The organism is Pseudomonas sp. GW822-FHT03F04, assembly GCF_058801405.1.
The window spans coordinates 1-24,642 of the sequence record NZ_JBXANF010000006.1 but is presented as its reverse complement, the minus strand read 5'-3'; the positions used below and the strand labels follow the sequence as shown (position 1 = coordinate 24,642).

At 59.4% G+C, this 24,642-nt stretch carries 28 protein-coding genes and 1 tRNA gene; 4 read left to right on the top strand and 25 right to left on the bottom strand.

Annotated elements, in window-relative coordinates:
- Positions 1-170: 170 nt before the first annotated feature.
- From bamB to trmJ, 18 genes are all read right to left on the bottom strand, one after another.
- Complete coding sequence (bamB, locus tag AC1RMX_RS15175; RefSeq protein ID WP_096818592.1) at positions 171-1,322, bottom strand: outer membrane protein assembly factor BamB; 1,152 nt, start codon at positions 1,320-1,322, stop codon at positions 171-173.
- The gene (locus tag AC1RMX_RS15170) at positions 1,315-1,956 is read right to left on the bottom strand and encodes a tetratricopeptide repeat protein (RefSeq protein ID WP_096818595.1); all 642 of its coding nucleotides are present in this window, start codon (positions 1,954-1,956) and stop codon (positions 1,315-1,317) included. The genes bamB and AC1RMX_RS15170 overlap by 8 nt, the downstream gene beginning before the upstream one ends.
- A 41-nt stretch (positions 1,957-1,997) precedes the next feature.
- Positions 1,998-3,287, bottom strand: coding sequence for a histidine--tRNA ligase (gene hisS / locus AC1RMX_RS15165; protein WP_096818596.1), 1,290 nt, complete (start codon positions 3,285-3,287; stop codon positions 1,998-2,000).
- Between the two features lie 22 nt (positions 3,288-3,309).
- Positions 3,310-4,419, bottom strand: coding sequence for a flavodoxin-dependent (E)-4-hydroxy-3-methylbut-2-enyl-diphosphate synthase (gene ispG, locus AC1RMX_RS15160; RefSeq protein WP_020795607.1), 1,110 nt, complete (start codon positions 4,417-4,419; stop codon positions 3,310-3,312).
- Between the two features lie 3 nt (positions 4,420-4,422).
- On the bottom strand, positions 4,423-5,472 hold the full coding sequence (locus tag AC1RMX_RS15155; protein WP_493072485.1) for a RodZ domain-containing protein: 1,050 nt from the start codon (positions 5,470-5,472) through the stop codon (positions 4,423-4,425).
- The gene (pilW, locus tag AC1RMX_RS15150; protein ID WP_096818600.1) at positions 5,472-6,230 is read right to left on the bottom strand and encodes a type IV pilus biogenesis/stability protein PilW; all 759 of its coding nucleotides are present in this window, start codon (positions 6,228-6,230) and stop codon (positions 5,472-5,474) included. The genes AC1RMX_RS15155 and pilW overlap by 1 nt, the downstream gene beginning before the upstream one ends.
- 12 nt (positions 6,231-6,242) lie before the next feature.
- Positions 6,243-7,391 carry a dual-specificity RNA methyltransferase RlmN gene (gene rlmN / locus AC1RMX_RS15145; RefSeq protein ID WP_096818602.1) on the bottom strand — a complete coding sequence of 383 codons (1,149 nt, stop codon included), beginning with the start codon at positions 7,389-7,391 and terminating at the stop codon, positions 6,243-6,245.
- A 29-nt stretch (positions 7,392-7,420) separates the two neighbouring features.
- Complete coding sequence (ndk, locus tag AC1RMX_RS15140; protein WP_007916882.1) at positions 7,421-7,846, bottom strand: nucleoside-diphosphate kinase; 426 nt, start codon at positions 7,844-7,846, stop codon at positions 7,421-7,423.
- Between the two features lie 88 nt (positions 7,847-7,934).
- On the bottom strand, positions 7,935-8,135 hold the full coding sequence (gene iscX, locus AC1RMX_RS15135) for a Fe-S cluster assembly protein IscX (protein WP_027619659.1): 201 nt from the start codon (positions 8,133-8,135) through the stop codon (positions 7,935-7,937).
- Positions 8,136-8,149: 14 nt separating this feature from the next.
- Positions 8,150-8,491, bottom strand: a complete 342-nt coding sequence (gene fdx, locus AC1RMX_RS15130) for an ISC system 2Fe-2S type ferredoxin (protein ID WP_003227897.1) — start codon at positions 8,489-8,491, stop codon at positions 8,150-8,152.
- The gene (hscA, locus tag AC1RMX_RS15125; RefSeq protein WP_096818604.1) at positions 8,491-10,356 is read right to left on the bottom strand and encodes a Fe-S protein assembly chaperone HscA; all 1,866 of its coding nucleotides are present in this window, start codon (positions 10,354-10,356) and stop codon (positions 8,491-8,493) included. The genes fdx and hscA overlap by 1 nt, the downstream gene beginning before the upstream one ends.
- Before the next feature lie 51 nt (positions 10,357-10,407).
- Positions 10,408-10,929 (bottom strand): co-chaperone HscB, encoded by a 522-nt coding sequence (gene hscB, locus AC1RMX_RS15120; RefSeq protein WP_457382498.1) that lies wholly within the window; start codon positions 10,927-10,929, stop codon positions 10,408-10,410.
- Positions 10,930-10,937: 8 nt separating this feature from the next.
- Positions 10,938-11,261 carry an iron-sulfur cluster assembly protein IscA gene (gene iscA / locus AC1RMX_RS15115; RefSeq protein ID WP_003227904.1) on the bottom strand — a complete coding sequence of 108 codons (324 nt, stop codon included), beginning with the start codon at positions 11,259-11,261 and terminating at the stop codon, positions 10,938-10,940.
- Positions 11,262-11,289: 28 nt separating this feature from the next.
- On the bottom strand, positions 11,290-11,676 hold the full coding sequence (gene iscU / locus AC1RMX_RS15110; RefSeq protein ID WP_003227907.1) for a Fe-S cluster assembly scaffold IscU: 387 nt from the start codon (positions 11,674-11,676) through the stop codon (positions 11,290-11,292).
- Positions 11,677-11,777: 101 nt separating this feature from the next.
- Entirely contained in the window at positions 11,778-12,992 is a 1,215-nt protein-coding gene (locus tag AC1RMX_RS15105; RefSeq protein ID WP_007956689.1) for an IscS subfamily cysteine desulfurase, read from the bottom strand.
- A 50-nt stretch (positions 12,993-13,042) separates the two neighbouring features.
- Positions 13,043-13,534 carry a Fe-S cluster assembly transcriptional regulator IscR gene (gene iscR / locus AC1RMX_RS15100; RefSeq protein WP_007956690.1) on the bottom strand — a complete coding sequence of 164 codons (492 nt, stop codon included), beginning with the start codon at positions 13,532-13,534 and terminating at the stop codon, positions 13,043-13,045.
- Positions 13,535-13,703: 169 nt separating this feature from the next.
- Positions 13,704-14,480, bottom strand: coding sequence for a serine O-acetyltransferase (gene cysE, locus AC1RMX_RS15095; protein WP_007956691.1), 777 nt, complete (start codon positions 14,478-14,480; stop codon positions 13,704-13,706).
- 2 nt (positions 14,481-14,482) lie between these two features.
- On the bottom strand, positions 14,483-15,253 hold the full coding sequence (gene trmJ / locus AC1RMX_RS15090; protein WP_007956692.1) for a tRNA (cytosine(32)/uridine(32)-2'-O)-methyltransferase TrmJ: 771 nt from the start codon (positions 15,251-15,253) through the stop codon (positions 14,483-14,485).
- 145 nt (positions 15,254-15,398) lie between these two features.
- On the opposite strand from trmJ, the gene suhB reads away from it, so the two are divergent.
- On the top strand, positions 15,399-16,217 hold the full coding sequence (gene suhB, locus AC1RMX_RS15085; RefSeq protein ID WP_007903571.1) for a type III secretion system regulator SuhB: 819 nt from the start codon (positions 15,399-15,401) through the stop codon (positions 16,215-16,217).
- 140 nt (positions 16,218-16,357) lie between these two features.
- On the opposite strand, the gene AC1RMX_RS15080 is transcribed toward suhB, so the two are convergent.
- The 6 genes from AC1RMX_RS15080 to queA all read right to left on the bottom strand — a co-directional run bounded on the left by AC1RMX_RS15080 (position 16,358) and on the right by queA (position 22,469).
- Positions 16,358-16,906 carry a glycine zipper 2TM domain-containing protein gene (locus tag AC1RMX_RS15080; protein WP_085709392.1) on the bottom strand — a complete coding sequence of 183 codons (549 nt, stop codon included), beginning with the start codon at positions 16,904-16,906 and terminating at the stop codon, positions 16,358-16,360.
- Between the two features lie 131 nt (positions 16,907-17,037).
- Positions 17,038-17,952, bottom strand: a complete 915-nt coding sequence (gene secF / locus AC1RMX_RS15075; RefSeq protein ID WP_096818609.1) for a protein translocase subunit SecF — start codon at positions 17,950-17,952, stop codon at positions 17,038-17,040.
- 9 nt (positions 17,953-17,961) lie between these two features.
- Complete coding sequence (gene secD, locus AC1RMX_RS15070) at positions 17,962-19,830, bottom strand: protein translocase subunit SecD (protein WP_493072484.1); 1,869 nt, start codon at positions 19,828-19,830, stop codon at positions 17,962-17,964.
- A 62-nt stretch (positions 19,831-19,892) separates the two neighbouring features.
- Positions 19,893-20,231 carry a preprotein translocase subunit YajC gene (gene yajC / locus AC1RMX_RS15065; RefSeq protein ID WP_003227923.1) on the bottom strand — a complete coding sequence of 113 codons (339 nt, stop codon included), beginning with the start codon at positions 20,229-20,231 and terminating at the stop codon, positions 19,893-19,895.
- A 43-nt stretch (positions 20,232-20,274) separates the two neighbouring features.
- Positions 20,275-21,390, bottom strand: a complete 1,116-nt coding sequence (gene tgt / locus AC1RMX_RS15060; protein ID WP_161794909.1) for a tRNA guanosine(34) transglycosylase Tgt — start codon at positions 21,388-21,390, stop codon at positions 20,275-20,277.
- A 14-nt stretch (positions 21,391-21,404) separates the two neighbouring features.
- Positions 21,405-22,469: a tRNA preQ1(34) S-adenosylmethionine ribosyltransferase-isomerase QueA gene (queA, locus tag AC1RMX_RS15055; protein ID WP_102620826.1), complete on the bottom strand. Its 1,065-nt coding sequence runs from the start codon at positions 22,467-22,469 to the stop codon at positions 21,405-21,407.
- A gap of 108 nt (positions 22,470-22,577) precedes the next feature.
- On the opposite strand from queA, the gene AC1RMX_RS15050 reads away from it, so the two are divergent.
- Positions 22,578-22,662 (top strand) — tRNA-Leu (locus AC1RMX_RS15050).
- 138 nt (positions 22,663-22,800) lie between these two features.
- Positions 22,801-23,130, top strand: coding sequence for a hypothetical protein (locus AC1RMX_RS15045; RefSeq protein ID WP_493072483.1), 330 nt, complete (start codon positions 22,801-22,803; stop codon positions 23,128-23,130).
- A gap of 34 nt (positions 23,131-23,164) precedes the next feature.
- Here the strand turns inward: AC1RMX_RS15045 and AC1RMX_RS15040 are convergent, their stop codons facing one another.
- Positions 23,165-23,914: a hypothetical protein gene (locus AC1RMX_RS15040; protein WP_493072482.1), complete on the bottom strand. Its 750-nt coding sequence runs from the start codon at positions 23,912-23,914 to the stop codon at positions 23,165-23,167.
- Between the two features lie 119 nt (positions 23,915-24,033).
- On the opposite strand from AC1RMX_RS15040, the gene AC1RMX_RS15035 reads away from it, so the two are divergent.
- The gene (locus tag AC1RMX_RS15035; RefSeq protein WP_493072481.1) at positions 24,034-24,279 is read left to right on the top strand and encodes a hypothetical protein; all 246 of its coding nucleotides are present in this window, start codon (positions 24,034-24,036) and stop codon (positions 24,277-24,279) included.
- Positions 24,280-24,642: the final 363 nt, after the last annotated feature.

Here is a 24,642-nt window from a genome sequence, read left to right as displayed (position 1 = left end):
CCCGAAAATCCGGGGCCGCCTGGGGGGTTAACCCCAAGCATAGCTAAAGGGCCTGCGCTCGATCATGCGGCGTTAAAAATCAGCTCGGGATGCTCATTGACTAAAGTCAACTCCGCTCCCTCGCTGATTTTTGCCTTGCCTGATCTTCGCTCGGCTCCTTTAGTGAATTGTTACTTGATGGTCAGGGCTTCCAGTTTGCCGCTGTTGCCATACACATAAATCGTGTCACCCACCACCAGCGGACGGGCACGCAGGCCGTCGCTGTCGATGCGCTCGCGGCCGACGAAACGACCGTCCACCTGACTCAGCAGATGCAGGTAACCTTCCAGGTCACCGACTGCAACGTAGCTGGAGAACACTTCCGGTGCCGACAGTTGACGACGGGCCAACGAATCGTTGGTCCACAGTGCAGTGGTCGAACGCTCGTCGACGCCTTCAACGGTGCCCGAAGACAGGCTCACGTAGACGTTGCCGAAGCCCTGGGCGATACCGGCGTAGCTCGACGCGTCGCGCTGCCACAGTTGACGGCCGCTTTCCAGGTCCAGTGCCGCAACGCGACCCTGATAGCTGGCAACGTACAGCGTGCCGCCGGACAGCAGCAGACCGCCGTCGATATCGACCACGCGCTCCAGCTCCGAACGACCTTGCGGAATCGCGATCCGCTGTTCCCAGACCGGCACGCCGTTGGAAATGTCCAGAGCGATCACTTTACCGGTCGACAGGCCAGCCACCGCGAGGCGGTTGGTCACGAGCGGTGCACTGGTGCCTCGCAGAGTCAGCACGGCTGGCGTGCTGTCATACACCCAACGCTGTTGACCGGTGGAGGCATCCAGACCGATCAGACGATCGTCCTGGGTCTGCACGACCACGATGTCACCGTTGTTGGCAGGTGGCGCCAGCACTTCACTGGTCACGCGAGCACGCCATTTCTCTTCACCGTTGATGGTGTCGAGTGCAATGACTTCGCCTCGCAGCGTGCCGACCAGCACCAGACCGTAACCCACGCCAACGGCGCCGGAGACAGGCAGGTCAAGTTCCTTTTTCCACTTCACGTCGCCGTTGCTGCGATCCATGGCCATCACGATGCCGGTAACGTCGGCCGCGTAGATGGTGTCACCATCGATTGCCGGCACCAGCATGTTGTAGGTTTCGCCCTGACCGTCACCGATCGAGCGGCTCCACTGCTTGTGCAGAACCACTTCTTCCTTGAAATCGGTCAGTTCGGCCGGTGGCAGTTCTTTTTTGCTGTTGCTGCTGCAACCCGCGGCCAGAAGGGCCAGAGCCAGCAATGCTGCATGCTTCCAACGGATCACGTCACGCATCCCCTTTGGCCAGGTCGTCCAGCTTGATTTGAAGGCCACCGACCGCCGCTTCATCCGACAGTGCCGCCTTGGCTTTTTGATACGCCGTGTTCGCTTCATCAGTGCGGCCCAGCTGTACCAGCAGGTCGCCCTTGAGTTCTTCGCGAGTGGCCAGGAACGACTTGTCGGCATCGCCTTCAAGCAGTTTCAGAGCCTCATCAGCCTTGTTCTGTGCACCCAGCACCTGCGCCAGACGCTGACGGGCGATTTCGCCCAGTGCTGCGTTGGCCGGTTTGGCAACGATGGTTTTCAGCTCGGTCGCCGCGTCGTCCAGCTTGCCGCTGTCGACCGCTACCTTGGCCACGAACAGGCTGCCGTACTGCGCGTAGGCAGTCCCGCCGAATTCGCTGTTGAGCTTGCCGGCCAGATCCGCAACGCGCGCGGCATCAGGCTTGCCATCCGGGGTCAGCGTGGTTTCCAGCAATTGCTGATAGAGCACCGAGGCGCCTTGCGACTGGTTGCTCTGATACTTGTGAAAAGCCTGCCAGCCGAACACGATGACCAGCGCCAACAGGCCGCCAGTGACCAGAGGTTTGCCGTTGCGTGTCCACCAGTCCTTCAAATCCGCCAACTGTTCGTCTTCGGTACTCGACACCCCAATACTCCTTAATCGCTAAATCGGCTGTTTAGACAGCTTCAACCCTGCACGACGCAGGTGGCCAGGTGTGCAGCGAGCGCATCCCAGGCAATGCTTTGTTGTTCGCCCTGGCCACGCAGGGGTTTGAAACCTACCACTTGCTGGGCCATTTCGTCGTCACCGAGGATCAGTGCGTACAGCGCACCGCTCTTGTCGGCTTTCTTGAACTGGCTCTTGAAGCTGCCGGCGCCGGCATTGACTTGCAGGCGCAGGTTGGGCAGTTGGTCGCGTACACGCTCGGCCAGAGCCAGACCGGCCAGCTCTGCTGCTTCGCCGAAGGCGCAGAGATAGACGTCGACCTGACGGGAGATTTCTTCCGGAATCTGCTCCAGGGTTTCCAGCAGCAGCACCAGACGCTCGATCCCCATGGCGAAACCGACACCCGGGGTTGGCTTGCCGCCCATCTGCTCGACCAGACCGTCATAACGGCCGCCCGCGCACACGGTGCCCTGGGCGCCGAGCTTGTCGGTGACCCATTCGAATACGGTTTTGCTGTAGTAATCGAGGCCGCGTACCAGTTTCGGGTTGAGCACGTAAGGAATGCCGACGGCATCCAGACGGGCCTTCAGGCCTTCGAAGTGGGCACGGGATTCATCATCCAGGTAGTCGGCCATCTTCGGCGCATCGACCAGTACCGCCTGCGTGTCGGCGTTCTTGGTGTCGAGCACGCGCAGCGGATTGGTCTTCAGGCGACGCTGGCTGTCTTCGTCCAGTTTGTCGTGGTGCGCCGAGAGATACTCGACCAGCGCTTCACGATAACGGCCACGGGACTCGCTGGTGCCCAGGCTGTTGAGCTCGAGCTTGACCGCATCGCGGATACCCAGCTCGCCCCACAGACGCCAGGTCAGCACGATCAGTTCGGCGTCGATGTCCGGACCGTCGAGATTGAAGACTTCCAGACCGATCTGGTGGAACTGGCGATAACGGCCTTTCTGCGGACGCTCGTGACGGAACATCGGGCCGATGTACCAGAGTTTCTGCACCTGGCCACCACCGGTGATGCCGTGTTCGAGCACTGCACGCACGCACGCGGCGGTGCCTTCCGGACGCAGGGTCAGGGAGTCGCCGTTGCGGTCGTCGAAGGTGTACATCTCTTTTTCGACGATGTCGGTCACTTCACCGATGGAGCGCTTGAACAGCTCGGTGAACTCGACGATCGGCATGCGGATCTGCTTGTAACCGTAGTTATCCAGCAAACGCGAAACAGTACCTTCGAAGTAGCGCCATACCGGCGTCTGTTCCGGCAGGATGTCGTTCATGCCACGAATGGCTTGCAGAGACTTGCTCACAGAAATTCCTTAATTCGTTCGATCAGCCGCGCGCGATAACCGCTGCGTCAGCTTCGACCTTCTCGGCCGCTTTCTCGCGGATCAGCCTTTCGAGCTCGTCCACCAGATTGTCATTCGTCAGTTTCTGCGACGGCTTGCCGTCGATGTAAATCAGGTTCGGCGTGCCGCCAGTCAAGCCGATATGGGCTTCCTTGGCTTCGCCGGGGCCGTTGACCACGCAACCGATCACCGCGACATCCAGCGGCACCAGCAGGTCTTCAAGGCGCCCTTCCAGCTCGTTCATGGTCTTGACCACATCGAAGTTCTGCCGCGAGCAGCTCGGGCAGGCGATGAAGTTGATGCCACGGGAACGCAGATGCAAAGACTTGAGAATGTCGTAACCGACCTTCACTTCCTCGACCGGATCGGCCGCCAGCGAGATGCGGATAGTATCGCCAATCCCCTCGGCGAGCAGCATACCTAGGCCCACGGCGGATTTCACTGTACCGGAGCGCAATCCACCGGCTTCAGTGATGCCCAGGTGCAGCGGCTGGACGATTTCCTTGGCCAGCAAACGATAGGCTTCGACGGCCATGAACACGTCGGAAGCCTTCACGCTGACCTTGAAGTCCTGGAAATTCAGGCGTTCGAGGTGCTCGACGTGACGCAGTGCCGACTCGACCAGCGCGGCCGGGGTCGGTTCGCCGTATTTCTTTTGCAGGTCCTTTTCCAGGGAACCGGCGTTGACGCCGATGCGGATCGGAATCCCGCGGTCACGGGCGGCATCGACCACCGCACGCACACGGTCTTCACGACCGATGTTGCCCGGGTTGATCCGCAGGCAATCGACACCCAACTCAGCCACGCGCAAAGCGATGCGGTAGTCGAAATGGATGTCGGCAACCAACGGCACCTTGACCAGTTGCTTGATCTTGCCGAATGCCTCGGCCGCGTCCATGTCCGGCACCGAAACCCGCACGATGTCGACACCGGCGGCTTCAAGGCGATTGATCTGGGCGACGGTGGCAGCGACGTCATTGGTGTCGCTGTTGGTCATGCTCTGCACAGCGATAGGCGCATCGCCGCCGACAGGCACGTTACCGACCCAGATCTTGCGGGATTCGCGACGTTTGATTGGAGATTCGCCGTGCATGACTTATTGACCCAACTTCAGGCGAGCAGTCTCGCCACTGGTGAACGGAGCGATATCGACCGGTTGGCCGTTGTAGCTGACCTGCGCGGCCCGGGCAACGCCCAGACGAACAGCCAGCGGTGGCTTGCCAGCCACGGAGACGCTGTCGCCCTTGTGCTTGAGACCGCTGAACAACACTTTGCCGCTGCCGTCAGTGACCTGAGCCCAGCAATCGGCGGTGAATTGCAGTTGAACCTGGCCCTGGCCGGCAACCGGAGCTGCCGGGGCAACTGGCGCGGGTGCTGGAACAACAGCGGTCGGAGCGACAGGAGCCGTGACGACAGGTGCTGGTGTAGCCGGAACGTTTGGCGCAGGTGTGGCCGGAGCAGCCACCACCGGAGCCGGTGTGTGAACCGGAGCAGCGGCGGTTACGGCTGGAGCAGGCGTCACGGGAGCAGCGGCTGGCGCAGCAGCCTCGGCACCCGTCGACTCGGCGGCGGTTTCCGCTTGTGGCAGTGCCAGGGCGGTTGAGCCCTCGGCTTCGCCTTCCGCGACGGCCTGGTCTTCCGGCTCGTCCAGCGGGTGAATCTGGGTAGTGCCGTCAGCGCCTTCTACTTCGACGTGCTCAGGCGCCAGCGTGGTCAGATCCTTGGTCCGCAGCGAGGTCTGATCCTGCCACCAGACGAAACCGCCGCCGATGACCGCAATCAGCAGCAACAGGCTGACGATCCGCAAAATGGTGTGGGAAACCCGGACCGGCTCTTCGATCCGACCCAGGGCGTGGACGTTGCTGCCCTGGGAGTCGGTACCGGTTGACTGGTCGAATTGCTGGACCAGAACCGCCTGATCCATGCCGAGCAATTTGGCATAGGCGCGAATGTAACCGCGAGCGAAGGTATGCCCCGGCAACTTGTCGAACGCACCGGCTTCGAGGTTGGTCAGGGAAGTCACGGTGAGGTTGAGCTTGAGGGCCACTTCGGCCAGCGACCAGCCATTGCTTTCGCGGGCCTGGCGCAAGGTCTCACCGGGGTTAACGCGATTCGCTGCTACAACTTCGGGATGCGCCGCTTTCATCATTGCTCCGACAGGTATTGCTGATATTCCGGCGTACCGGGATAGAGTCGTTTTAATTGCAGGCCCGCACTGGCGGCCTTGTCGCGATCTTCAAACACTTTTGCCAACCGAACCGCGAGCAACAGACTACGTGCATTTTGCTCGGACAGCTGGCTGAAACGATCGTAATAGTCACGCGCGGGCACATAATGCCTGTCTTCGAATGACAACTCAGCCATTTCCAGCAATGCCCGTGGTTGCTGACGGTTCAAACGCAATGCTTTTTCCAGTTGCTGCTGGGCCAGATCACGCTGACCAAGCTTGGACGCCGTCATGCCGAGGTTCTCGAACACGCGCGAACGCTCAGGATACAGGGTATCGGCGGCGGCCTGTTCAAAACGCTCGTAGGCTTCCTTGTAACGCTTTTCTTCGTAGAGAAAACTGCCGTAATTGTTGAGGATGCGGGCATCGGCGGGACGGGAGGACAGTGCCTTGCGAAAGTGCTCATCCGCCAGTGCAGGCTCCATCTCGGACTGGAAAACCAGCCCGAGGGCCGCGTTGGCGTCAGGATCCGAACTGTCCAGCTCGAGGGCCTTTTTCAACGGCACCTTGGCCCGTTCGGTCATGCCTTGCTGCAAGTATCCCAGTCCCAGCTGCACGTAGGCAGCCCGCGCTTCATCGCGGCCCTTGCTGGTCTTCATCGGGTTGTAATCGCCCGACAGGACACAGCCAGCACACAGGCTGGCCAACAGCAACAGCAGCGCAAAGCGCAGGGACATAGAGATCCTCTCTTAGTTAGTGTTCGCGGCGTTCTGTGCCAGATCGCTGTCGGCGCTCAATTCGCGCACGGCGATGTAACGTTCGCTGCGACGGGTGCGATCCAGCACCTGCCCTACCAATTGACCGCAAGCCGCGTCGATGTCTTCACCACGGGTGGTGCGCACGGTCACGTTATAGCCTGCCTGGTGAAGCTGATCCTGGAACCGGCGGATGGCGTTGTTGCTCGGCCGCTCGTACCCGGAATGCGGGAACGGGTTGAACGGAATCAGGTTGATCTTGCAGGGAATATCCTTGAGCAGCTCGATCATTTCCACGGCGTGCTCAAGCTTGTCGTTGACGTCCTTGAGCAAGGTGTACTCGATGGTCAGCACGCGCTTCTCGCCCAGTTCGGACATGTAGCGCTGGCACGACTCGAGCAGCATCTTAAGCGGATATTTCTTGTTGATCGGCACCAATTGGTTACGCAATGCGTCATTCGGTGCGTGCAGGGACAACGCCAGGGATACGTCGATGTGCTTGGCCAGCTCATCGATCATCGGCACCACACCCGACGTGGACAGGGTCACGCGGCGCTTGGAGATCCCGTAGCCCAGGTCATCCATCATCAGATGCATGGCGGCCACGACGTTGTCGAAGTTCAGCAGCGGTTCGCCCATGCCCATCATCACCACGTTGGTGATGGCGCGGTCGATGGTAGCCGGAACACTGCCGAAGGATTTGTTGGCAATCCACACCTGACCGATGACTTCGGCGGCGGTGAGGTTGCTGTTGAAGCCTTGCTTGCCGGTGGAGCAGAAACTGCAGTCCAGGGCACAGCCTGCCTGGGACGAAACGCACAGAGTGCCGCGTTTGCCCTGGGGAATGTAAACGGTCTCGACACAGCTGCCGGACGCCACGCGCACCACCCACTTACGGGTGCCGTCGCTGGAGATGTCCTCGCTGACCACTTCGGGACCACGGACTTCAGCAATAGCCTTGAGCTTGTCGCGCAAGGCCTTGCTGACGTTCGTCATGGCGTCGAAATCATCCACGCCAAAGTGGTGAATCCATTTCATTACCTGACCGGCACGGAAACGCTTCTCCCCGATTGAGTCGAAGAATTTTTCCATTTCCGGCTGGGTCAGACCCAGCAGGTTGGTTTTAACAGTCGATGTAGTCATGGATTCACCTTCACTCTTTAAGCCAATGCTTAGCGAGTGGTTACTTCAGTAGCTGCGAAGAAGTACGAGATTTCACGAGCAGCAGCGGCTTCGGAGTCCGAACCGTGTACAGCGTTGGCGTCGATGGAATCAGCGAAGTCAGCACGGATGGTGCCGGCAGCAGCTTCTTTAGGGTTGGTAGCGCCCATCAGCTCACGGTTCAGAGCGATAGCGTTTTCGCCTTCCAGAACCTGAACAACAACAGGACCGGAGATCATGAAGGCAACCAGGTCGCCGAAGAAACCACGAGCGCTGTGCTCAGCGTAGAAGCCTTCAGCTTCGGCTTTGGACAGTTGCTTCAGTTTCGAAGCTACAACGCGCAGGCCTGCTTTTTCGAAACGAGTGGTGATCTCGCCGATGACGTTTTTTGCAACAGCGTCAGGCTTGATGATGGAGAAAGTACGTTGAACAGCCATGGTGTAACTCCAGAAACAGTAATTTGCGAAAAATTAAACCCGCGAATTATACGCGGGTTCTTGGGTATTGCCTAACCTGCAAGGACGATCAGTCTACTTCTTCGATCCAGAGGGCCTGGACCGCTTCCAACACCTTCTCGCCGACACGGCCAGAGGTGTTGTCGAAATCAGGCAGTTCCATGATCCATCGTTGCAGGTCGACGAAATTGACAGAGAGCGGATCGACATCCGGCTTGGCTTCGGCCAGCTCTTCTGCAATACGTTGAACATCATTCCAACCGTAGCTCATGACAGTCTTACCAGTCAGTGCGGCGCTTCGGCCGCATGGTTAAGCGAATATTTCGGGATTTCGACGGTGATGTCTTCTTCACCCACGATCGCCTGACAGGCCAGACGCGACTGCGCCTCCAGACCCCACGCACGATCAAGGAAATCTTCCTCCAACTCGTCGGCTTCTTCCAGCGAGTCGAACCCCTCGCGAATGATGCAGTGACAAGTGGTGCAAGCGCAGACGCCGCCGCAGGCGCTTTCCATCTCGATATGGTGTTCGTGGGCCAGATCGAGAATCGAAGTGCCGGGCTCAGCCTCGACAACCATGCCTTCAGGGCAGAACTTCTCGTGTGGCAGAAAAATGACCTGCGGCATCAGATATCCTCGATTTCATTCAGGTTGCGCCCCGACAGAGCGGCTTTCACCGTCTGATCCATACGGCGGGCAGCAAAAGCATCGGTCACTTGCGACAGACGCTTGGTCTGCTGCTCGATGGCGTAACCATCGGTACCTTTCATCAGTTCGGCCAGTTCCTGCACCTGCAGATCGATGACCAGGCGCTCTTCGGCGTCGAGCAAACGCTCGCCATCCGCCTCCAGAGCGCCCTGCACCGCTTCGATCAGGCGCTGGGCATCAACTTGTTGCTCGCGCAGAACGCGGGCGACCTTGTCGTCATTGGCGTGCTGGAACGAATCTTTCAGCATCTTGGCGATTTCGCCGTCGGTCAAACCATAGGACGGCTTGACCTGGATGCTGGCTTCAACGCCCGAACCCAATTCACGGGCGGAAACGCTGAGCAGACCGTCGGCATCGACCTGAAAGGTCACGCGAATTTTCGCCGCGCCTGCGACCATTGCCGGAATGCCGCGCAACTCAAAGCGTGCCAGGGAGCGGCAATCGCTGATCAATTCGCGCTCGCCCTGCAACACGTGGATCGCCATGGCCGACTGGCCGTCTTTATAAGTCGTGAAGTCCTGGGCGCGAGCGACGGGAATGGTGGTGTTGCGCGGAATCACCTTCTCCATCAGGCCGCCCATGGTTTCCAACCCCAGGGACAGCGGAATCACGTCGAGCAGCAGCAATTCGCCGCCATCGCGCTTGTTGCCAGCCAATGTATCCGCCTGGATCGCGGCCCCGATGGCCACCACTTGATCCGGGTCGATTTCAGTCAGTGGCTGACGACCGAAGGCTTCGGCGACGGCTTCGCGAACGCGTGGAACGCGAGTCGAACCACCCACCATGACCACGGCGTGCACGTCTTCCAGCTCGACGCCGGAATCGCGGACGGCGCGGCGGCAGGCTTTCAGGCTGCGAGCGACCATTGGTTCGATCAGTGCATCGAAAGCTTCGCGGGTCAGTTGTGCTTTCCAGTCGCCGTAGGCCACTTCAACACTGTCGGCATCCGTCAGGGCTTCTTTGGCTGCGCAAGCGGTTTGCAGCAGGCTGCGCTGTGCGCCCGGATCGAGGTCGGCGGACAAACCGGCGCTCTCGATGATCCAGCCGGCAATCGCGTGATCGAAGTCATCGCCACCCAGCGCGCTGTCGCCGCCGGTTGCCAGGACTTCGAAGACACCGCCGGTCAGACGCAGAATCGAAATATCGAAAGTGCCGCCACCCAGGTCATAAATCGCGACCAGGCCTTCGGCATGCTGGTCCAGACCGTACGCCACCGCCGCCGCCGTCGGCTCGTTGAGCAGACGCAGCACATTCAGACCGGCGAGTTTCGCCGCATCCTTGGTGGCCTGGCGCTGAGCATCGTCGAAATACGCCGGAACGGTGATCACCGCGCCGACCAGTTCGCCACCAAGGGTCGCCTCGGCGCGCTGACGCAACACCTTGAGGATATCAGCGGACACTTCGACCGGGCTTTTCGGACCCTGCACGGTGTCGATGAACGGCATGTGCGATTCGCCGCCGACAAAGCGGTACGGCAGTTGATCGCCCAGTTGCTTGACGTCGGACAGACCACGGCCCATCAGGCGCTTGACCGACAGCACGGTATTCAGGGGATCGGAGGACGCGGCCAGCTTGGCCGACTCGCCGACTTCGACGCGATCGGCGTGATAGCGCACGGCAGAAGGCAGGATGACCCGCCCTTCGGCGTCGGCCAGCGGCTCGGAAAGACCACTGCGCAACGCAGCGACCAGCGAATTGGTAGTACCCAAGTCGATCCCCACAGCCAGACGACGCTGGTGCGGTTGAGGACTTTGGCCGGGTTCGGCGATCTGCAGTAGGGCCATCGTGATCAGGACTTATCTGTATATCAGGCGTGCGACCGGAGCGGCACTGGGTTAATCGTCGAGGCGCTCTTCTAACTGGCGCACTTCGTAGGTGAGCTTGTCGAGGAACTGCATGCGCCGCATCAGGCGTTCGGCCTGTTCGCGTTGCGCTGCATCATCCCAACAGGCTGCGAAGCTTTCGTTCAGCTCGTCCTGGGCGGTTTTCAGGCGACGCTTGAAGGCCGCAACACCGTCCAGGTCGGCACTGTCCTGCAGATCTTCGAGTTCTTCGCGCCATTGCATCTGCTGCAGAAGAAACTCGGGATCATGGACCGTGACTTCCATCGGCACTTCATGCCCGCTGATGGTCAGCAGGTAACGTGCGCGCTGGGCCGGACTCTTGAGCGTCTGATAGGCGTCGTTGAGCCGCGCGGACTGCTCAAGAGCGGAGCGCTGCTCTCGCTCGGAAGCGTCGGCGAAGCGGTCAGGGTGAACGCCGCGCGCCAGCTCGCGATAGCGCGTGGCCAACTGTTCGAGATCCAGACGAAAGCCCGGTTGCAGCTCGAATAAAGCGAAATGACAAGGAATACCCACGACAAGCCTCAGATGTTGAAGCTTTCGCCGCAGCCACATTCACCGCGCACGTTGGGGTTGTTGAACTTGAAGCCTTCGTTCAACCCTTCCTTGACGAAATCGAGCTCGGTGCCGTCGAGGTAAGCCAGGCTTTTCGGGTCGATAATCACCTTTTCGCCGTGACTTTCGAACACCTGATCTTCTGCAACCACCTCGTCGACAAACTCCAGCACGTAGGCAAGGCCGGAACAGCCCGTGGTGCGAACACCCAGACGAATCCCTTCACCCTTGCCGCGCCCGTCGAGGGAGCGTCGCACGTGTCGAGCAGCCGCTTCTGTCATGCTGATAGCCATCGTTGACTCCTTACTCGTCGCCCAATGCTTAGATCAAGCCTTTCTTCTGCTTGTAATCGCGAACAGCCGCCTTGATGGCGTCTTCAGCGAGTACCGAGCAGTGGATTTTCACTGGCGGCAGGGCCAGTTCTTCGGCCAGCTGGGTGTTCTTGATGGTTTCAGCTTCGTCCAGGGTCTTGCCCTTCATCCACTCGGTGGCGAGGGAGCTGGAGGCGATAGCCGAACCGCAGCCGTAAGTCTTGAACTTGGCGTCTTCGATAACGCCCTGATCGTTGACCTTGATCTGCAGACGCATCACGTCGCCGCATGCCGGGGCGCCGACCATGCCGGTGCCGACATCCGGGTCTTCGGCATTCATCTTGCCGACGTTACGCGGGTTTTCGTAGTGGTCGATGACCTTTTCGCTGTAAGCCATGATTCTCAATCCTCACTCATCAGGGCCGCTCTTGAGACCCTGCAACTGCGCTGCGTAAACCGCCGCGTCGCTACAGGATCTGTATCCGGCGGCTTCTATATTTAGTGTGCCGCCCACTCGATCTTCGAGATATCGACGCCGTCTTTGTACATGTCCCACAGCGGCGACAGAGCGCGCAGCTTGGTAACGGCCTCGCAGACTTTCTGCGCGGCGTAGTCGATTTCTTCTTCGGTGGTGAAGCGGCCGAAGGTGAAACGGATCGAGCTGTGTGCCAGTTCGTCGTTGCGGCCCAGGGCGCGCAGTACGTACGAAGGCTCAAGCGACGCCGAGGTGCAGGCCGAACCGGACGAAACCGCCAGATCCTTGAGCGCCATGATCAGCGACTCGCCTTCAACGTAGTTGAAGCTCAGGTTCAGGTTGTGCGGAACGCGGGCGGTCAGGCTGCCGTTGACGTACAGCTCTTCCAGGTGCTCGACCTGCTTGTAGAAGCGGTCGCTCAACGCCTTGATGCGGACGTTTTCGGCAGCCATGTCTTCCTTGGCCACACGGAACGCTTCGCCCATGCCGACGATCTGGTGGGTCGCCAGGGTGCCGGAACGCATGCCACGTTCGTGACCGCCACCGTGCATGGTCGCTTCGATGCGCACACGCGGCTTGCGGCTCACGTACAGCGCGCCGATGCCTTTAGGGCCGTAGGTCTTGTGGGCAGAGAACGACATCATGTCGACTTTCAGCTTCTGCAGGTCGATCTCGACCTTGCCGGTGGACTGAGCGGCGTCGACGTGGAACAGGATGCCTTTCGAACGAAGCAGTTCGCCGATGGCGGCGATGTCGTTGACGGTGCCGATTTCGTTGTTCACGTGCATTACCGACACCAGGATGGTGTCTTCACGCAGTGCAGCTTCGATCATGGCCGGCGTGATCAAACCGTCTTCGGTTGGATCGAGGTAGGTCACTTCAAAACCTTCACGCTCCAGCTGGCGCATGGTGTCGAGGACAGCCTTGTGCTCGATCTTGGAGGTGATCAGGTGTTTGCCCTTGGAGGCGTAGAAATGTGCCGCACCCTTGATTGCCAGGTTGTCGGACTCGGTGGCACCGGAGGTCCAGACGATTTCACGCGGGTCGGCATTGACCAGATCGGCCACCTGACGACGAGCGTTTTCGACGGACTCTTCGGCCTTCCAGCCGAACACGTGGGAACGGGACGCCGGGTTACCGAAGTTTCCGTCGACCAGCAGGCATTCACTCATTTTTTGCGCAACGCGCGGATCGACCGGGGTGGTCGCAGAGTAATCAAGGTAAATCGGCAATTTCATGGACTATCTCCTAAATCAGGCTGGCTGGCGTGCCGCTAGCTCTCTGGCTGTCATTCGACGGCGGACGCTTCAATCTTGTCCAGGCGCGGCGCCTTGCCATTGCAACGACGCTGATCCTGACGCTGGGCCACTTCCTGCACCTCACGGCGAGTTACGAGGTCGGCCAAGCTGATACCGCTGAGAAATTCGTGAATCTGCAGGCTCAGGTCGCACCACAGGTGATGGGTCAGGCAGGTGTCGCCGGAATGGCAATCGCCCTGGCCCTGGCATTTTGTTGCATCGACCGATTCGTTCACCGCATCGATCACCTGAGCGACCTGGATGCCCTGCATGTCGCGGGACAACTGGTAGCCACCGCCCGGACCGCGAACACTGGAAACCAGGTTACTGCGGCGCAGCTTGGCGAACAGCTGTTCGAGATAGGACAGGGAGATGCCTTGGCGCTCGGAGATATCGGCCAGGGACACCGGCCCGTGCTGCGCGTGCAACGCCAGGTCAAGCATGGCGGTCACGGCGTATCGGCCTTTTGTAGTCAGTCGCATGGACAATTACCACGGAGTTCGGAATGGGCGGGAGTATGCAATTCCCGAGCATTTAAGTCAACTATAAGACCTAGTGCTTTAGTCGGGTTTACCCGCAAAAGAGCGCGCGAATGATAGCAGGGTCTGCGGCTTAATGGCACACCGGTCAGCAGCAGCCCCTGCCGGGGCGTCAGTGGAGCTTGGATTCGTCCTTGCCCTTGACGCAGGCGAAGTCTTCTTCACGCAGTTCAGGCAGATCTTTCGCACAATAATTGCTGCCCAGATCCTTCAACGCACCGCACATCCCTTCCAGACGGCCATCCACCGCCTGCAGGTGATCGAGTAGCTGACCAATGGCACGTGCCACCGGGTCCGGCATGTCTTCGCTCACACCGTAAGCATCAAAACCGATCTTCTCGGCCATCGCTTTACGCTTGGCGTCGGCTTCATCATCGGACTTGACGATGATCCGGCCAGGGATGCCCACCACCGTGGCACCTGGCGGCACTTCCTTGGTCACTACGGCATTGGAGCCGACCTTGGCACCAGCACCGACCGTGAACGGGCCGAGCACCTTCGCACCCGCCCCTACCACCACGCCATCACCCAGCGTCGGGTGACGCTTGCCCTTGTTCCAGCTGGTGCCGCCAAGGGTCACACCCTGATAGATGGTGACGTCATCGCCGATTTCAGCGGTTTCGCCAATCACGATGCCCATGCCATGGTCGATGAAGAAGCGACGACCGACCTTGGCGCCCGGATGAATCTCGATACCGGTCAACCAGCGACCGAAGTTCGACACCAGCCGCGCCAGCCATTTCAGATCGTTGCGCCAGAGCATGCCGGCCAGTCGATGAATCCAGATTGCATGCATGCCGGGGTAGCAGGTCAGGACTTCAAAAGCGTTACGCGCCGCCGGGTCTCGGTGGAATACGCTCTGGATATCTTCACGCAAACGCTCAAACATCATTAATCCTTCCGTTTAAGGAGCTCGCCACGGGCCGCTTTCTGGGTTTCCGTGAGGATGCCACGCAAAATATTCATTTCCGCCCGGCTGACCGAGCTGCGTCCGTACAACCGGCGCAGGCGCGCCATCAAGTGCCGCGGTTTTTCCGGATCGAGGAATTCGATGGCCACCAGGGTCTGTTCCAGGTGCTCGTAGAATCGCTCCAGCTCATCCATGGTCGCCAGCTCGGCGCTTTTCACGGAGGCCACTTCTTCCTTCTCGATCTTGGTCGGCTGACCTTGTGCGGCCAGCCAGGCCATGCGCACTTCATAACTCAACACCTGCACCGCCGCCCCGAGGTTCAGCGAACTGAATTCAGGATCGGAGGGGATATGCACGTGATAGTGACATCGCTGCAGCTCGTCATTGGTCAGGCCGGAATCTTCACGACCGAACACCAGTGCGATTTCCGCGCCCTGCCCGGCCTCCTCGACCACTTTGGTTCCGCACTCGCGCGGGTCCAGCAATGGCCAGGGAATGCGCCGGTCGCGGGCACTGGTGCCGAGCACCAGATTGCAGCCGACCAGGGCGTCTTCCAAGGTGGCGACGACTTGTGCGTTTTCAAGGATGTCACCGGCACCCGAGGCGCGAGCGTCGGCTTCGTGATGCGGGAAGACTCGCGGATCAACCAGCACCAACCGCGACAGGCCCATGTTTTTCATGGCGCGCGCGGTCCCGCCGATGTTTCCCGGATGGCTGGTATTGACCAGGACGACACGAATATTTTGCAGCACGGCGGGCGCTCTCGGACTCGGCAAAGGGGTGCAAATCTTACAGAACAGCCTACCGTTAAGCTATGAAAGCGAACAGCGACCTTCACCTGAAGAAAAGTTCTGATAGAATGCGCGGCTTTCTTTAACAACCTTAGGTGACACATCCATGCAGCCCATGCTGAATATCGCGCTGCGCGCCGCCCGCAGCGCCAGTGAACTGATCTTCCGCTCCATCGAGCGCCTGGATACCATCAAGGTCGACGAAAAAGACGCCAAGGATTATGTATCCGAGGTCGATCGCGCCGCCGAACAGAAAATCATCGATGCTCTGCGCAAGGCTTACCCGAATCACTCGATCATGGGTGAAGAGACCGGCATGCACGCCGGTAACGGCATCGAAGGCGAAGAATACCTGTGGATCATTGACCCACTGGACGGCACCACCAACTTCCTGCGCGGCATTCCTCACTTCGCTGTCAGCATTGCCTGCAAATACCGTGGTCGCCTGGAACACGCCGTTGTTCTGGATCCGGTTCGCCAGGAAGAATTCACCGCCAGCCGTGGTCGCGGCGCTCAACTGAACGGTCGTCGCCTGCGTGTCAGCGGTCGTACCAGCCTGGACGGCGCTTTGCTCGGCACCGGTTTCCCGTTCCGTGACGACCAGATGGACAACCTCGACAACTACCTGGGCATGTTCCGCGCCCTGGTTGGCCAGACTGCCGGCATCCGCCGCGCCGGTTCGGCGAGCCTGGACCTGGCTTACGTGGCCGCCGGTCGTTTCGACGCGTTCTGGGAGTCGGGCCTGTCCGAGTGGGACATGGCCGCTGGCGCCCTGCTGATTCAGGAAGCAGGTGGCCTGGTGAGCGACTTCACCGGCGGTCACGACTTCCTTGAAAAAGGCCACGTCGTTGCCGGCAACACCAAATGCTTCAAGGCAGTTCTGACGGCGATCCAGCCGCACCTGCCGGCTTCGCTGAAGCGCTAAGCTTTTCGCGAAACTCCAAAAAGCACCCTTCGGGGTGCTTTTTTTATGCCTCCAATTCGATCCCCCCCCTGCATTTCTCGCTCAAATCGCAGACATAAAAAAGCACCCCGAAGGGTGCTTTCTTATCAGCTTTCAGCAGATCACTGCCCCGGCTGCGCCTGAGACAGGATCAGTTTGCCTTCCTTGTCGACCGGAATCTGGTTGCCCGGATCACGATCCATTCGCACTTTGCCTTCCTTGCCGTCCAGCGAATAGCGGACGTCATAGCCTACGACCTTGTCGCTGATGTCATTCACCGTATTACAGCGAGTCTGGGTAGTGGTGTAGGTATCGCGATTCTGCATGCCTTCCTGCACCTTGTTGCCGGCATAACCGCCACCGACCGCACCGGCCACCGTGGCAATCTTCTTGCCGGTGCCGCCGCCGATCTGGTTACCCAGCAAACCACCCGCCACGGCACCGATGGCGGTACCGAGAATCTGGTGTTGATCCTTGACCGGCGCCTGCCGGGTCACAGCGACATCCTTGCACACTTCACGTGGAGTCTTGATCTGTGTCTTGACCGGTTCGACGGCCAACACTTGCGCATACTCAGGGCCGCTTTTAACCAGGCTGTAGGTGGCAACAGCACCCCCGGCAGTCACACCGACAGCACCCAATACCGCACCAACCAGTAACGACTTGTTCACATGAACCTCCTGACCATCACATGCGGGACAAGCCCGCGCTTCTCCCAGCCTTGGAGCAAAAAAAAAGACGCGAGTTCAACTCGCGTCTTTTTTGTCTTGTACCACCGGGAGAATGCTATGGAAGCAGGGCCTCAAGGACGGTCGTCGACTTCCTTCTCGGTGTTGGCCGGAGGAATCAGGTCTTCCGTGGACAGGTTCAGCCAGATCAGCACCACGTTGGCGATGTAGATCGACGAGTAGGTACCCGCCAGAACACCCACCAGCAGCGCCAGGGAGAAGCCGTGCAGGTTGTCACCACCGAAGAACAGCAGCGCCGCGATGGCCAGCAAGGTGGAAACCGAAGTCGCGATGGTCCGCAGCAGAGTCTGGGTGGTCGAGATGTTGATGTTCTCGATCAGCGTAGCCTTGCGCAGCACACGGAAGTTCTCACGTACCCGGTCGAATACGACGATGGTGTCGTTCAGCGAGTAGCCGATGATCGCCAGTACCGCCGCCAGCACCGTCAGGTCGAAGGTGATCTGGAAGAACGACAGGATACCGACGGTCACGATCACGTCGTGAATCAGCGAAACGATGGCGCCGACCGCGAATTTCCACTGAAAGCGGAAAGCCAGGTAGATCAGGATGCCGCCGAGTGCCAGCAGCATGCCGAGGCCGCCCTGGTCACGCAGCTCTTCACCGACCTGCGGGCCGACGAACTCGACGCGCTTGACCGTCGCCGGGTTGTCGCCACCGACCTTCTGCAGCGCTTGCGCTACCTGATGGCCCAACTGTGGATCTTCACCCGGCATACGCACCAGCAGATCGGTGGTAGCACCGAAGTTCTGCACGATAGCTTCGTGATAGCCGGCGGTGGTCAGTTGATCACGCACCTTGGTGACATCGGCCGGACGCTCGTAGGTCAGCTCGATGAGCGTACCGCCGGTGAAGTCCAGACCCCAGTTCATGCCCTTGTGGAATACGCTGAAAACAGCCAGCAAGGTCAGGAACACTGTGACGCCGAACGCGAAGTTGCGGACGCCCATGAAGTTGATTGTACGTAACATGGCAGCCCCTTAAATCCACAACTTCTTGAAGTCACGACCGCCGAAGATCAGGTTGACCATCGCGCGGGTGACCATGATGGCCGTGAACATCGAAGTCAGAACCCCGAGGGACATGGTTACTGCGAAGCCCTTCACCGGGCCGGTGCCCATGGCGAAGAGAATGCCGCCGACCAGCAATGTGGTCAGGTTGGCGTCGAGAATCGCAGTGAATGCCCGACCGAAGCCTTCGTTGATTGCACGCTGCACGGTCATGCCGGCGGCGATCTCTTCACGGATCCGCGAGAAGATCAGCACGTTGGCGTCGACCGCCATACCCATGGTCAACACGATACCGGCGATACCCGGCAGGGTCAGCGTGGCACCCAGCAGCGACATCAGTGCCAGCAGCAGCACCATGTTCACCGCCAGTGCGACGGTGGCGATCAGGCCGAAGAAGCGGTAGATGGCGATGATGAACAGCGAGACGAACAGCATGCCCCACAGCGATGCATCGATACCCTTGGTGATGTTGTCCGCACCCAGGCTCGGGCCGATGGTGCGCTCTTCAGCGAAGTACATCGGAGCGGCCAGACCACCGGCACGCAGCAGCAGCGCCAGTTCGGACGACTCGCCCTGGCCGTTCAGGCCGGTGATACGGAATTGCGCACCCAGCGGCGACTGAATGGTCGCCAGGCTGATGATCTTCTTCTCTTCCTTGAACGTCTGTACGGCAACGTCTTTCTCGACGCCGTCGGCCATTTGCTTGGTGTACGTGGTCACCGGACGCTGTTCGATGAAGATCACCGCCATGCTGCGACCGACGTTGCTGCGGGTCGCGCGGCTCATCAGTTCGCCACCGTGGCCATCCAGACGGATGTTCACTTCAGGGGTGCCGTGCTCACCGAAACCGGCCTTGGCGTCAGTCACCTGGTCACCGGTGATGATCAGGCCACGCTCGATCTGTGCAGGAGGACGCTTGCCTTCGCGGAACTCGAACGTCTCGGAAGTGGCTTTCGAAGCACCCGGCTCGGCGGCCAGGCGGAACTCGAGGTTGGCCGTCTTGCCGAGGATACGCTTGGCTTCGGCAGTGTCCTGTACGCCCGGCAGCTCAACCACGATACGGTTGGCACCCTGACGCTGGACGATCGGTTCGGCAACACCCAGCTCGTTGACGCGGTTACGTACCGTGGTCAAGTTCTGCTTGATGGAGTATTCACGGATTTCCGCCAGCTTGGCCGGGGTCATCGCCAGACGCAGCACCGGTTGACCGTTGAGGTCGGCCGGAACAATGTCGAAATCGTTGAAGTTCTTGCGGATCAGCACACGGGCCTGTTCGCGGGAGTCTTCATCGCTGAAGCCCAACTGAATGGCACCGCCCAGTTGCGGCAGGCTGCGATAGCGCAGCTTTTCTTTACGCAGCAGACTCTTGACGTCGCCTTCATAGACTTTCAGGCGTGCATCGAGGGCTTTTTCCATGTCCACTTCCAGCAGGAAGTGCACACCACCGGACAAGTCCAGACCCAGCTTCATCGGGTGCGCGGCCACGCTGCGCAGCCATTGCGGGGTGGTCTGTGCCAGGTTCAGCGCGACGACGTAGTCATCACCCAATGCCTTGCGCACAACGTCCTTGGCCGGCAGCTGGTCTTCAGCCTTGGTCAGACGGATCAGACCGCCCTTGCCGTTTGCAGCCAGGCTCGAGGCCTTGACGTTGATCCCGGATTCCTTGAGCGCGGTGCTCACGCGATCCAGATCGGCCTGATTGACCTGCAGGGCCGTGCTGGCGCCGCTGATCTGAATGGCCGGGTCATCGGGGTATAGATTGGGAGCGGAATAAATCAGACCGATCGCCAGCACCGCCAGGATCAGAATGTATTTCCACAGAGGATATTTGTTCAGCATCACGCCGCCCGTTATGACGCGGGGCGCCTTGCGCGCCCCGTCGATTGAGTAGAAGTTGAAACTTAGATCGCTTTCAGCGTGCCTTTTGGCAGCGTGGCAGCGATGGCGCCCTTCTGGAACTTCATTTCCACGGTGTCGGAAACTTCCAGAACCACGAAGTCGTCGGCCACTTTGGTGATCTTGCCGGCGATGCCGCCGGTGGTAACCACTTCGTCACCCTTCGCCAGGCTGCTCAGCAGGTTTTTCTGCTCTTTGGCGCGCTTGGCCTGTGGGCGCCAGATCATCAGGTAGAAGATGACCAGGAAGCCAACCAGGAAAATCCACTCGAAGCCGCCACCCATTGGGCCGGCTGCTGCCGGTGCAGCCGCGTCAGCCATGGCATTAGAGATAAAAAAGCTCATTTAGCACTCCAGTTGCAAATGTTGAATCTTGGGGTCAGAAAACTCAGTCCAAAGGCGGAACGGGAAGCCCGCGTTTGGCGTAGAAGGCATCGACAAAGGCGGCCAATGTACCCTGTTGAATAGCCTCGCGCAAACCAGCCATCAGCACCTGATAATGGCGCAAATTGTGGATGGTATTGAGCATGCTGCCGAGCATTTCGCCGCACTTGTCCAGATGATGCAGATAAGCGCGCGAGAAGTTCTGGCAGGTATAGCAATCGCAGGTCGGATCCAGCGGCGAATCATCATGGCGATGGAACGCGTTACGGATCTTCAGCACACCAGTATCAATGAACAGATGCCCATTGCGGGCATTACGGGTTGGCATCACGCAATCGAACATGTCCACACCGCGGCGCACACCCTCAACCAGATCTTCCGGTTTGCCAACGCCCATAAGGTAACGAGGTTTGTCAGCCGGCATCATGCCCGGCAGATAATCCAGCACCTTGATCATTTCATGCTTGGGCTCGCCCACCGACAGGCCGCCGATGGCCAGACCGTCGAAGCCGATCTTGTCCAGGCCTTCCAGAGAACGCATGCGCAGGTCCTGGTGCATGCCGCCCTGAACGATACCGAACAACGCCGCCGTGTTGTCGCCATGGGCATTCTTCGAACGCTGGGCCCAGCGCAACGACAGCTCCATGGAAACACGGGCAACGTCTTCGTCGGCCGGGTACGGGGTGCATTCGTCGAAGATCATCACAATGTCCGAGCCCAGATCACGCTGGACCTGCATCGACTCTTCCGGCCCCATGAACACTTTCGAGCCGTCGACCGGGGAGGCGAAGGTCACGCCCTCCTCCTTGATCTTGCGCATGGCGCCGAGGCTGAACACCTGAAAACCGCCGGAATCGGTGAGGATCGGGCCTTTCCACTGCATGAAATCGTGCAGGTCGCCGTGTTCCTTGATCACTTCAGTACCAGGACGCAGCCACAGGTGAAAGGTGTTGCCCAGAATGATCTCAGCGCCCGTGGCGACGATGTCACGCGGCAACATGCCCTTGACCGTGCCGTAGGTGCCAACCGGCATGAAGGCCGGGGTCTCGACGGTGCCACGGGGGAAGGTCAGGCGACCACGACGAGCCTTGCCGTCGGTGGCCAGGAGCTCGAAGGACATGCGGCATTGGCGACTCATTCTGTTTCCTCGGGGCCTGTTTCTTTAGGGGCAGTAGGTGCGGGGTTACGGGTGATGAACATCGCATCACCGTAGCTGAAAAAGCGGTATTCGTTTTCGACGGCGGCCTTGTAGGCAGCCATGGTTTCCGGATAGCCGGCGAACGCCGAAACCAGCATCAACAGCGTGGATTCGGGCAAATGGAAATTGGTGACCAAGGCGTCGACCACATGGAACGGCCGGCCCGGGAAGATAAAGATATCGGTGTCGCCACTGAACGGCTTGAGCACGCCATCGCGAGCGGCGCTCTCCAGCGAACGTACGCTGGTGGTGCCCACGGCAATCACCCGACCGCCACGCGCACGGCAGGCAGCGACTGCATCGACCACGTCCTGGCCGACTTCCAGCCATTCGCTGTGCATGTGGTGATCTTCGAGCTTTTCGACACGCACCGGCTGGAACGTACCCGCACCGACGTGCAACGTAACGAACGCGGTCTCGACGCCCTTGGCGGCGATCGCTTCCATCAGCGTCTGGTCGAAGTGCAGCCCGGCGGTCGGCGCTGCCACCGCTCCGAGCTTCTCGGCGTACACGGTCTGATAACGCTCACGATCCGAGCCTTCGTCCGGGCGGTCGATATAAGGCGGCAGCGGCATGTGCCCGACGCGGTCGAGGAGCGGCAGCACTTCTTCAGCGAAACTCAACTCGAACAGGGCATCGTGGCGAGCCAGCATTTCGGCTTCGCCTCCACCGTCGATGAGGATCTTCGAACCCGGCTTGGGTGACTTGCTGGAGCGCACATGGGCCAGCACGCGGTGCGTGTCGAGCACTCGCTCGATGAGGATTTCCAGCTTGCCGCCAGACGCCTTCTGACCGAACAGCCGTGCCGGAATCACCCGGGTATTGTTGAACACCATCAGATCGCCCGGGCGCAAATGCTCAAGCAGATCAGTGAATTGACGGTGTGCCAGGGCGCCGCTGACACCATCCAGGGTCAACAGGCGACTACCGCGACGCTCGGCCAAAGGGTGGCGGGCGATCAGCGAATCAGGAAGCTCGAAGGTAAAGTCAGCAACGCGCATGATGGAGTTCGTCTAGCAGGGCCGGAAAGTCTAGCGGAAATATCGAAAATTGACCATGAAACGTGATTGACCAACGGTAGGTACCTCTCTATACTTCGCCGCCATTGAGCCCTGATGGCGGAATTGGTAGACGCGGCGGATTCAAAATCCGTTTTCGAAAGGAGTGGGAGTTCGAGTCTCCCTCGGGGCACCAAAATTAAGAAAGGTCTTGCTTTGCAAGGCCTTTTTTTTCGCCTGCCGGAAAGTAGCTGCCGTAGTAAGAGCTGCCGAAGGCTGCGATCTTTTGATCTTCCTCTGTTTCACCGACAGGACATCTCAAAGGATTCACTGCATGGAAACGTCACTGGAAACCGTCGCCCTGTTCTCCCTCAAGCTCGCTTACGAGGAAGAAGGCCTTAGCCCGATTCTGCGGGATGACATGGTCATGGGTGATTATCAGAAAGACGTATTCGAGTTGCTGGTGCGACGTGGGGATGTCGAAACCATCCAGTTCAAGATGAACGAGTGCCTGGAATTGGCGATGGATGCGTTGGGTGGCGTTGAGAAACCGTTGGGGCGGGAACTGCACAAGTTGTCGACCGACTTCAGTCACGCGCAGTCGCTGGAGCAGCTGGATCAGCCGCTCCTCGCGCTGAAGGGTTATTTGAAGGACATTCTGTAATCAGACGCGGGATCTGAAGAAACAGCCCCTCGGATTACTTCCGCACTTTTACCACTTGAATGTCGACGGGGAACCCACCTGCCCCTTCCAGTTTCTTCCATCCCACGTATTGAAAAATCGCGTCCCGATCGATGGTATCACCCCTCTCCACCATTGCTCCGCCCAGCACCGCGACCTCTCTATAGATTGCGCAACTGCCCTCATCGGGATGAGCGGTGTAGATCACATAGGGTTTGACGTATCGCACGGCACGAAAATGTCGGCCGCAACCCCAGTCGACCATGATCATCAATGTCTTCAGTAACGCTTCGCCATCCGTTTCCGAATCCTCGGCGATCTCGTGGAGCTTGCCGAGTTTGCCGACGTCGCTAAAGCCAAGAGCGCGGGCGCGCTTGTATTCCGGGGACTCCAAATGTTCGGCCTCAGCCTTTAAGGCTTGCTGCAGAATCTCTTTGTCCTGGACGTTATGTTCGTTGTTCGAGATCTCGGTCGCTTGGGCAATGACGTTTTCGCAACGGGCATAATCGGGAGAGGCAAGGCTTGCTTGGGTGAGGTGCCTGCGATGGATGAAAACAGGTCGTATCAAGCTATCGATGTGGAACATCGCTTCCCTGGCAGTAATTGTCCCGTTTTGAACGTTGTTCACCACTTGCTGAAAACGCCCACAATCGGAGAGGTATCCCTTCCAGGCGACCTCCGGGGTTTCGGCGGCAAGTGCCGGGGTCATTCCGATCGATAGGAGGAAAGCGCCGAGCAGGCGCGAGACAGAAGAAACGCCAGGCATGTGTAGTCCGTTACGCAGATGAAGAAAGTGGCGCGAAGCTACTATCTTGCCATCTTGCCGTCCACTCTCGCTGGAGGCCTATCAACCGCCTCTGTTATCACGCACTCGGGAATAAACCAATGGATGCTTTGCTGTGCTTGATGGTGATGGTCGGAACCTGGTGGTGGGTGGTGAAGCAACGGGGTGAGTGGAACTTGCTACTTGGCAACCTTGCTGGCGCCGGAAGTAGCGTGGTAACCGGTATTGTGTTCACGCTGATATACGACGGGGTCATTCTCGCTTATGAGGAAGACGGCCTGAGCCCGCCCCTGCGCGATGACCTTGTCATGGGTGATTACCAGCGGGCTTTTTGCTGCCTGGGATAATGTCCCTACCTCTTCAAGATAGCTCCACCCTCACCTGTCGAGACAGTCTCAACGGCAGCTTATCGATTTCGTGTTGCCACGCCCCTAGCAGCTTGACGGCATCATCGTTGACTGCAAAACCATCGCAATACATCCGGCACTGGCAAGGCCGAGAAAGCGCCGTAGCCAGCCTCCAATGCGACTCAACCCAACAAGTCTCACAAGGTAGTCCAGCTCTTCAGGAGCGCCCTGGAGGGCCTCTCATGAGATACCGACACCCCGGCGGCAAATGGCCGCCAATCGCACTGTGTCCGGCATGAAGGCTTCCTTGGAAAAGTACAAAAGCTAGGGCTGAACCTTAGCATTGTCGGCAGGCGAGGACAG

What these genes read in the sequence shown, in the direction of transcription:
- bamB (WP_096818592.1), bottom strand. Translation starts at nt 1,322, where the DNA reads ATGCGTGACGTGATCCGTTGGAAGCATGCAGCATTGCTGGCTCTGGCC.
- ispG (WP_020795607.1), bottom strand. Translation starts at nt 4,419, where the DNA reads ATGCACGGCGAATCTCCAATCAAACGTCGCGAATCCCGCAAGATCTGG.
- AC1RMX_RS15155 (WP_493072485.1), bottom strand. Translation starts at nt 5,472, where the DNA reads ATGAAAGCGGCGCATCCCGAAGTTGTAGCAGCGAATCGCGTTAACCCC.
- pilW (WP_096818600.1), bottom strand. Translation starts at nt 6,230, where the DNA reads ATGTCCCTGCGCTTTGCGCTGCTGTTGCTGTTGGCCAGCCTGTGTGCT.
- rlmN (WP_096818602.1), bottom strand. Translation starts at nt 7,391, where the DNA reads ATGACTACATCGACTGTTAAAACCAACCTGCTGGGTCTGACCCAGCCG.
- ndk (WP_007916882.1), bottom strand. Translation starts at nt 7,846, where the DNA reads ATGGCTGTTCAACGTACTTTCTCCATCATCAAGCCTGACGCTGTTGCA.
- iscX (WP_027619659.1), bottom strand. Translation starts at nt 8,135, where the DNA reads ATGAGCTACGGTTGGAATGATGTTCAACGTATTGCAGAAGAGCTGGCC.
- fdx (WP_003227897.1), bottom strand. Translation starts at nt 8,491, where the DNA reads ATGCCGCAGGTCATTTTTCTGCCACACGAGAAGTTCTGCCCTGAAGGC.
- hscA (WP_096818604.1), bottom strand. Translation starts at nt 10,356, where the DNA reads ATGGCCCTACTGCAGATCGCCGAACCCGGCCAAAGTCCTCAACCGCAC.
- iscA (WP_003227904.1), bottom strand. Translation starts at nt 11,261, where the DNA reads ATGGCTATCAGCATGACAGAAGCGGCTGCTCGACACGTGCGACGCTCC.
- iscU (WP_003227907.1), bottom strand. Translation starts at nt 11,676, where the DNA reads ATGGCTTACAGCGAAAAGGTCATCGACCACTACGAAAACCCGCGTAAC.
- AC1RMX_RS15105 (WP_007956689.1), bottom strand. Translation starts at nt 12,992, where the DNA reads ATGAAATTGCCGATTTACCTTGATTACTCTGCGACCACCCCGGTCGAT.
- iscR (WP_007956690.1), bottom strand. Translation starts at nt 13,534, where the DNA reads ATGCGACTGACTACAAAAGGCCGATACGCCGTGACCGCCATGCTTGAC.
- cysE (WP_007956691.1), bottom strand. Translation starts at nt 14,480, where the DNA reads ATGTTTGAGCGTTTGCGTGAAGATATCCAGAGCGTATTCCACCGAGAC.
- suhB (WP_007903571.1), top strand. Translation starts at nt 15,399, where the DNA reads ATGCAGCCCATGCTGAATATCGCGCTGCGCGCCGCCCGCAGCGCCAGT.
- secF (WP_096818609.1), bottom strand. Translation starts at nt 17,952, where the DNA reads ATGTTACGTACAATCAACTTCATGGGCGTCCGCAACTTCGCGTTCGGC.
- secD (WP_493072484.1), bottom strand. Translation starts at nt 19,830, where the DNA reads ATGCTGAACAAATATCCTCTGTGGAAATACATTCTGATCCTGGCGGTG.
- yajC (WP_003227923.1), bottom strand. Translation starts at nt 20,231, where the DNA reads ATGAGCTTTTTTATCTCTAATGCCATGGCTGACGCGGCTGCACCGGCA.
- tgt (WP_161794909.1), bottom strand. Translation starts at nt 21,390, where the DNA reads ATGTCCTTCGAGCTCCTGGCCACCGACGGCAAGGCTCGTCGTGGTCGC.
- queA (WP_102620826.1), bottom strand. Translation starts at nt 22,469, where the DNA reads ATGCGCGTTGCTGACTTTACCTTCGAGCTTCCTGATTCGCTGATCGCC.
- AC1RMX_RS15045 (WP_493072483.1), top strand. Translation starts at nt 22,801, where the DNA reads ATGGAAACGTCACTGGAAACCGTCGCCCTGTTCTCCCTCAAGCTCGCT.
- AC1RMX_RS15040 (WP_493072482.1), bottom strand. Translation starts at nt 23,914, where the DNA reads ATGCCTGGCGTTTCTTCTGTCTCGCGCCTGCTCGGCGCTTTCCTCCTA.
- AC1RMX_RS15035 (WP_493072481.1), top strand. Translation starts at nt 24,034, where the DNA reads ATGGATGCTTTGCTGTGCTTGATGGTGATGGTCGGAACCTGGTGGTGG.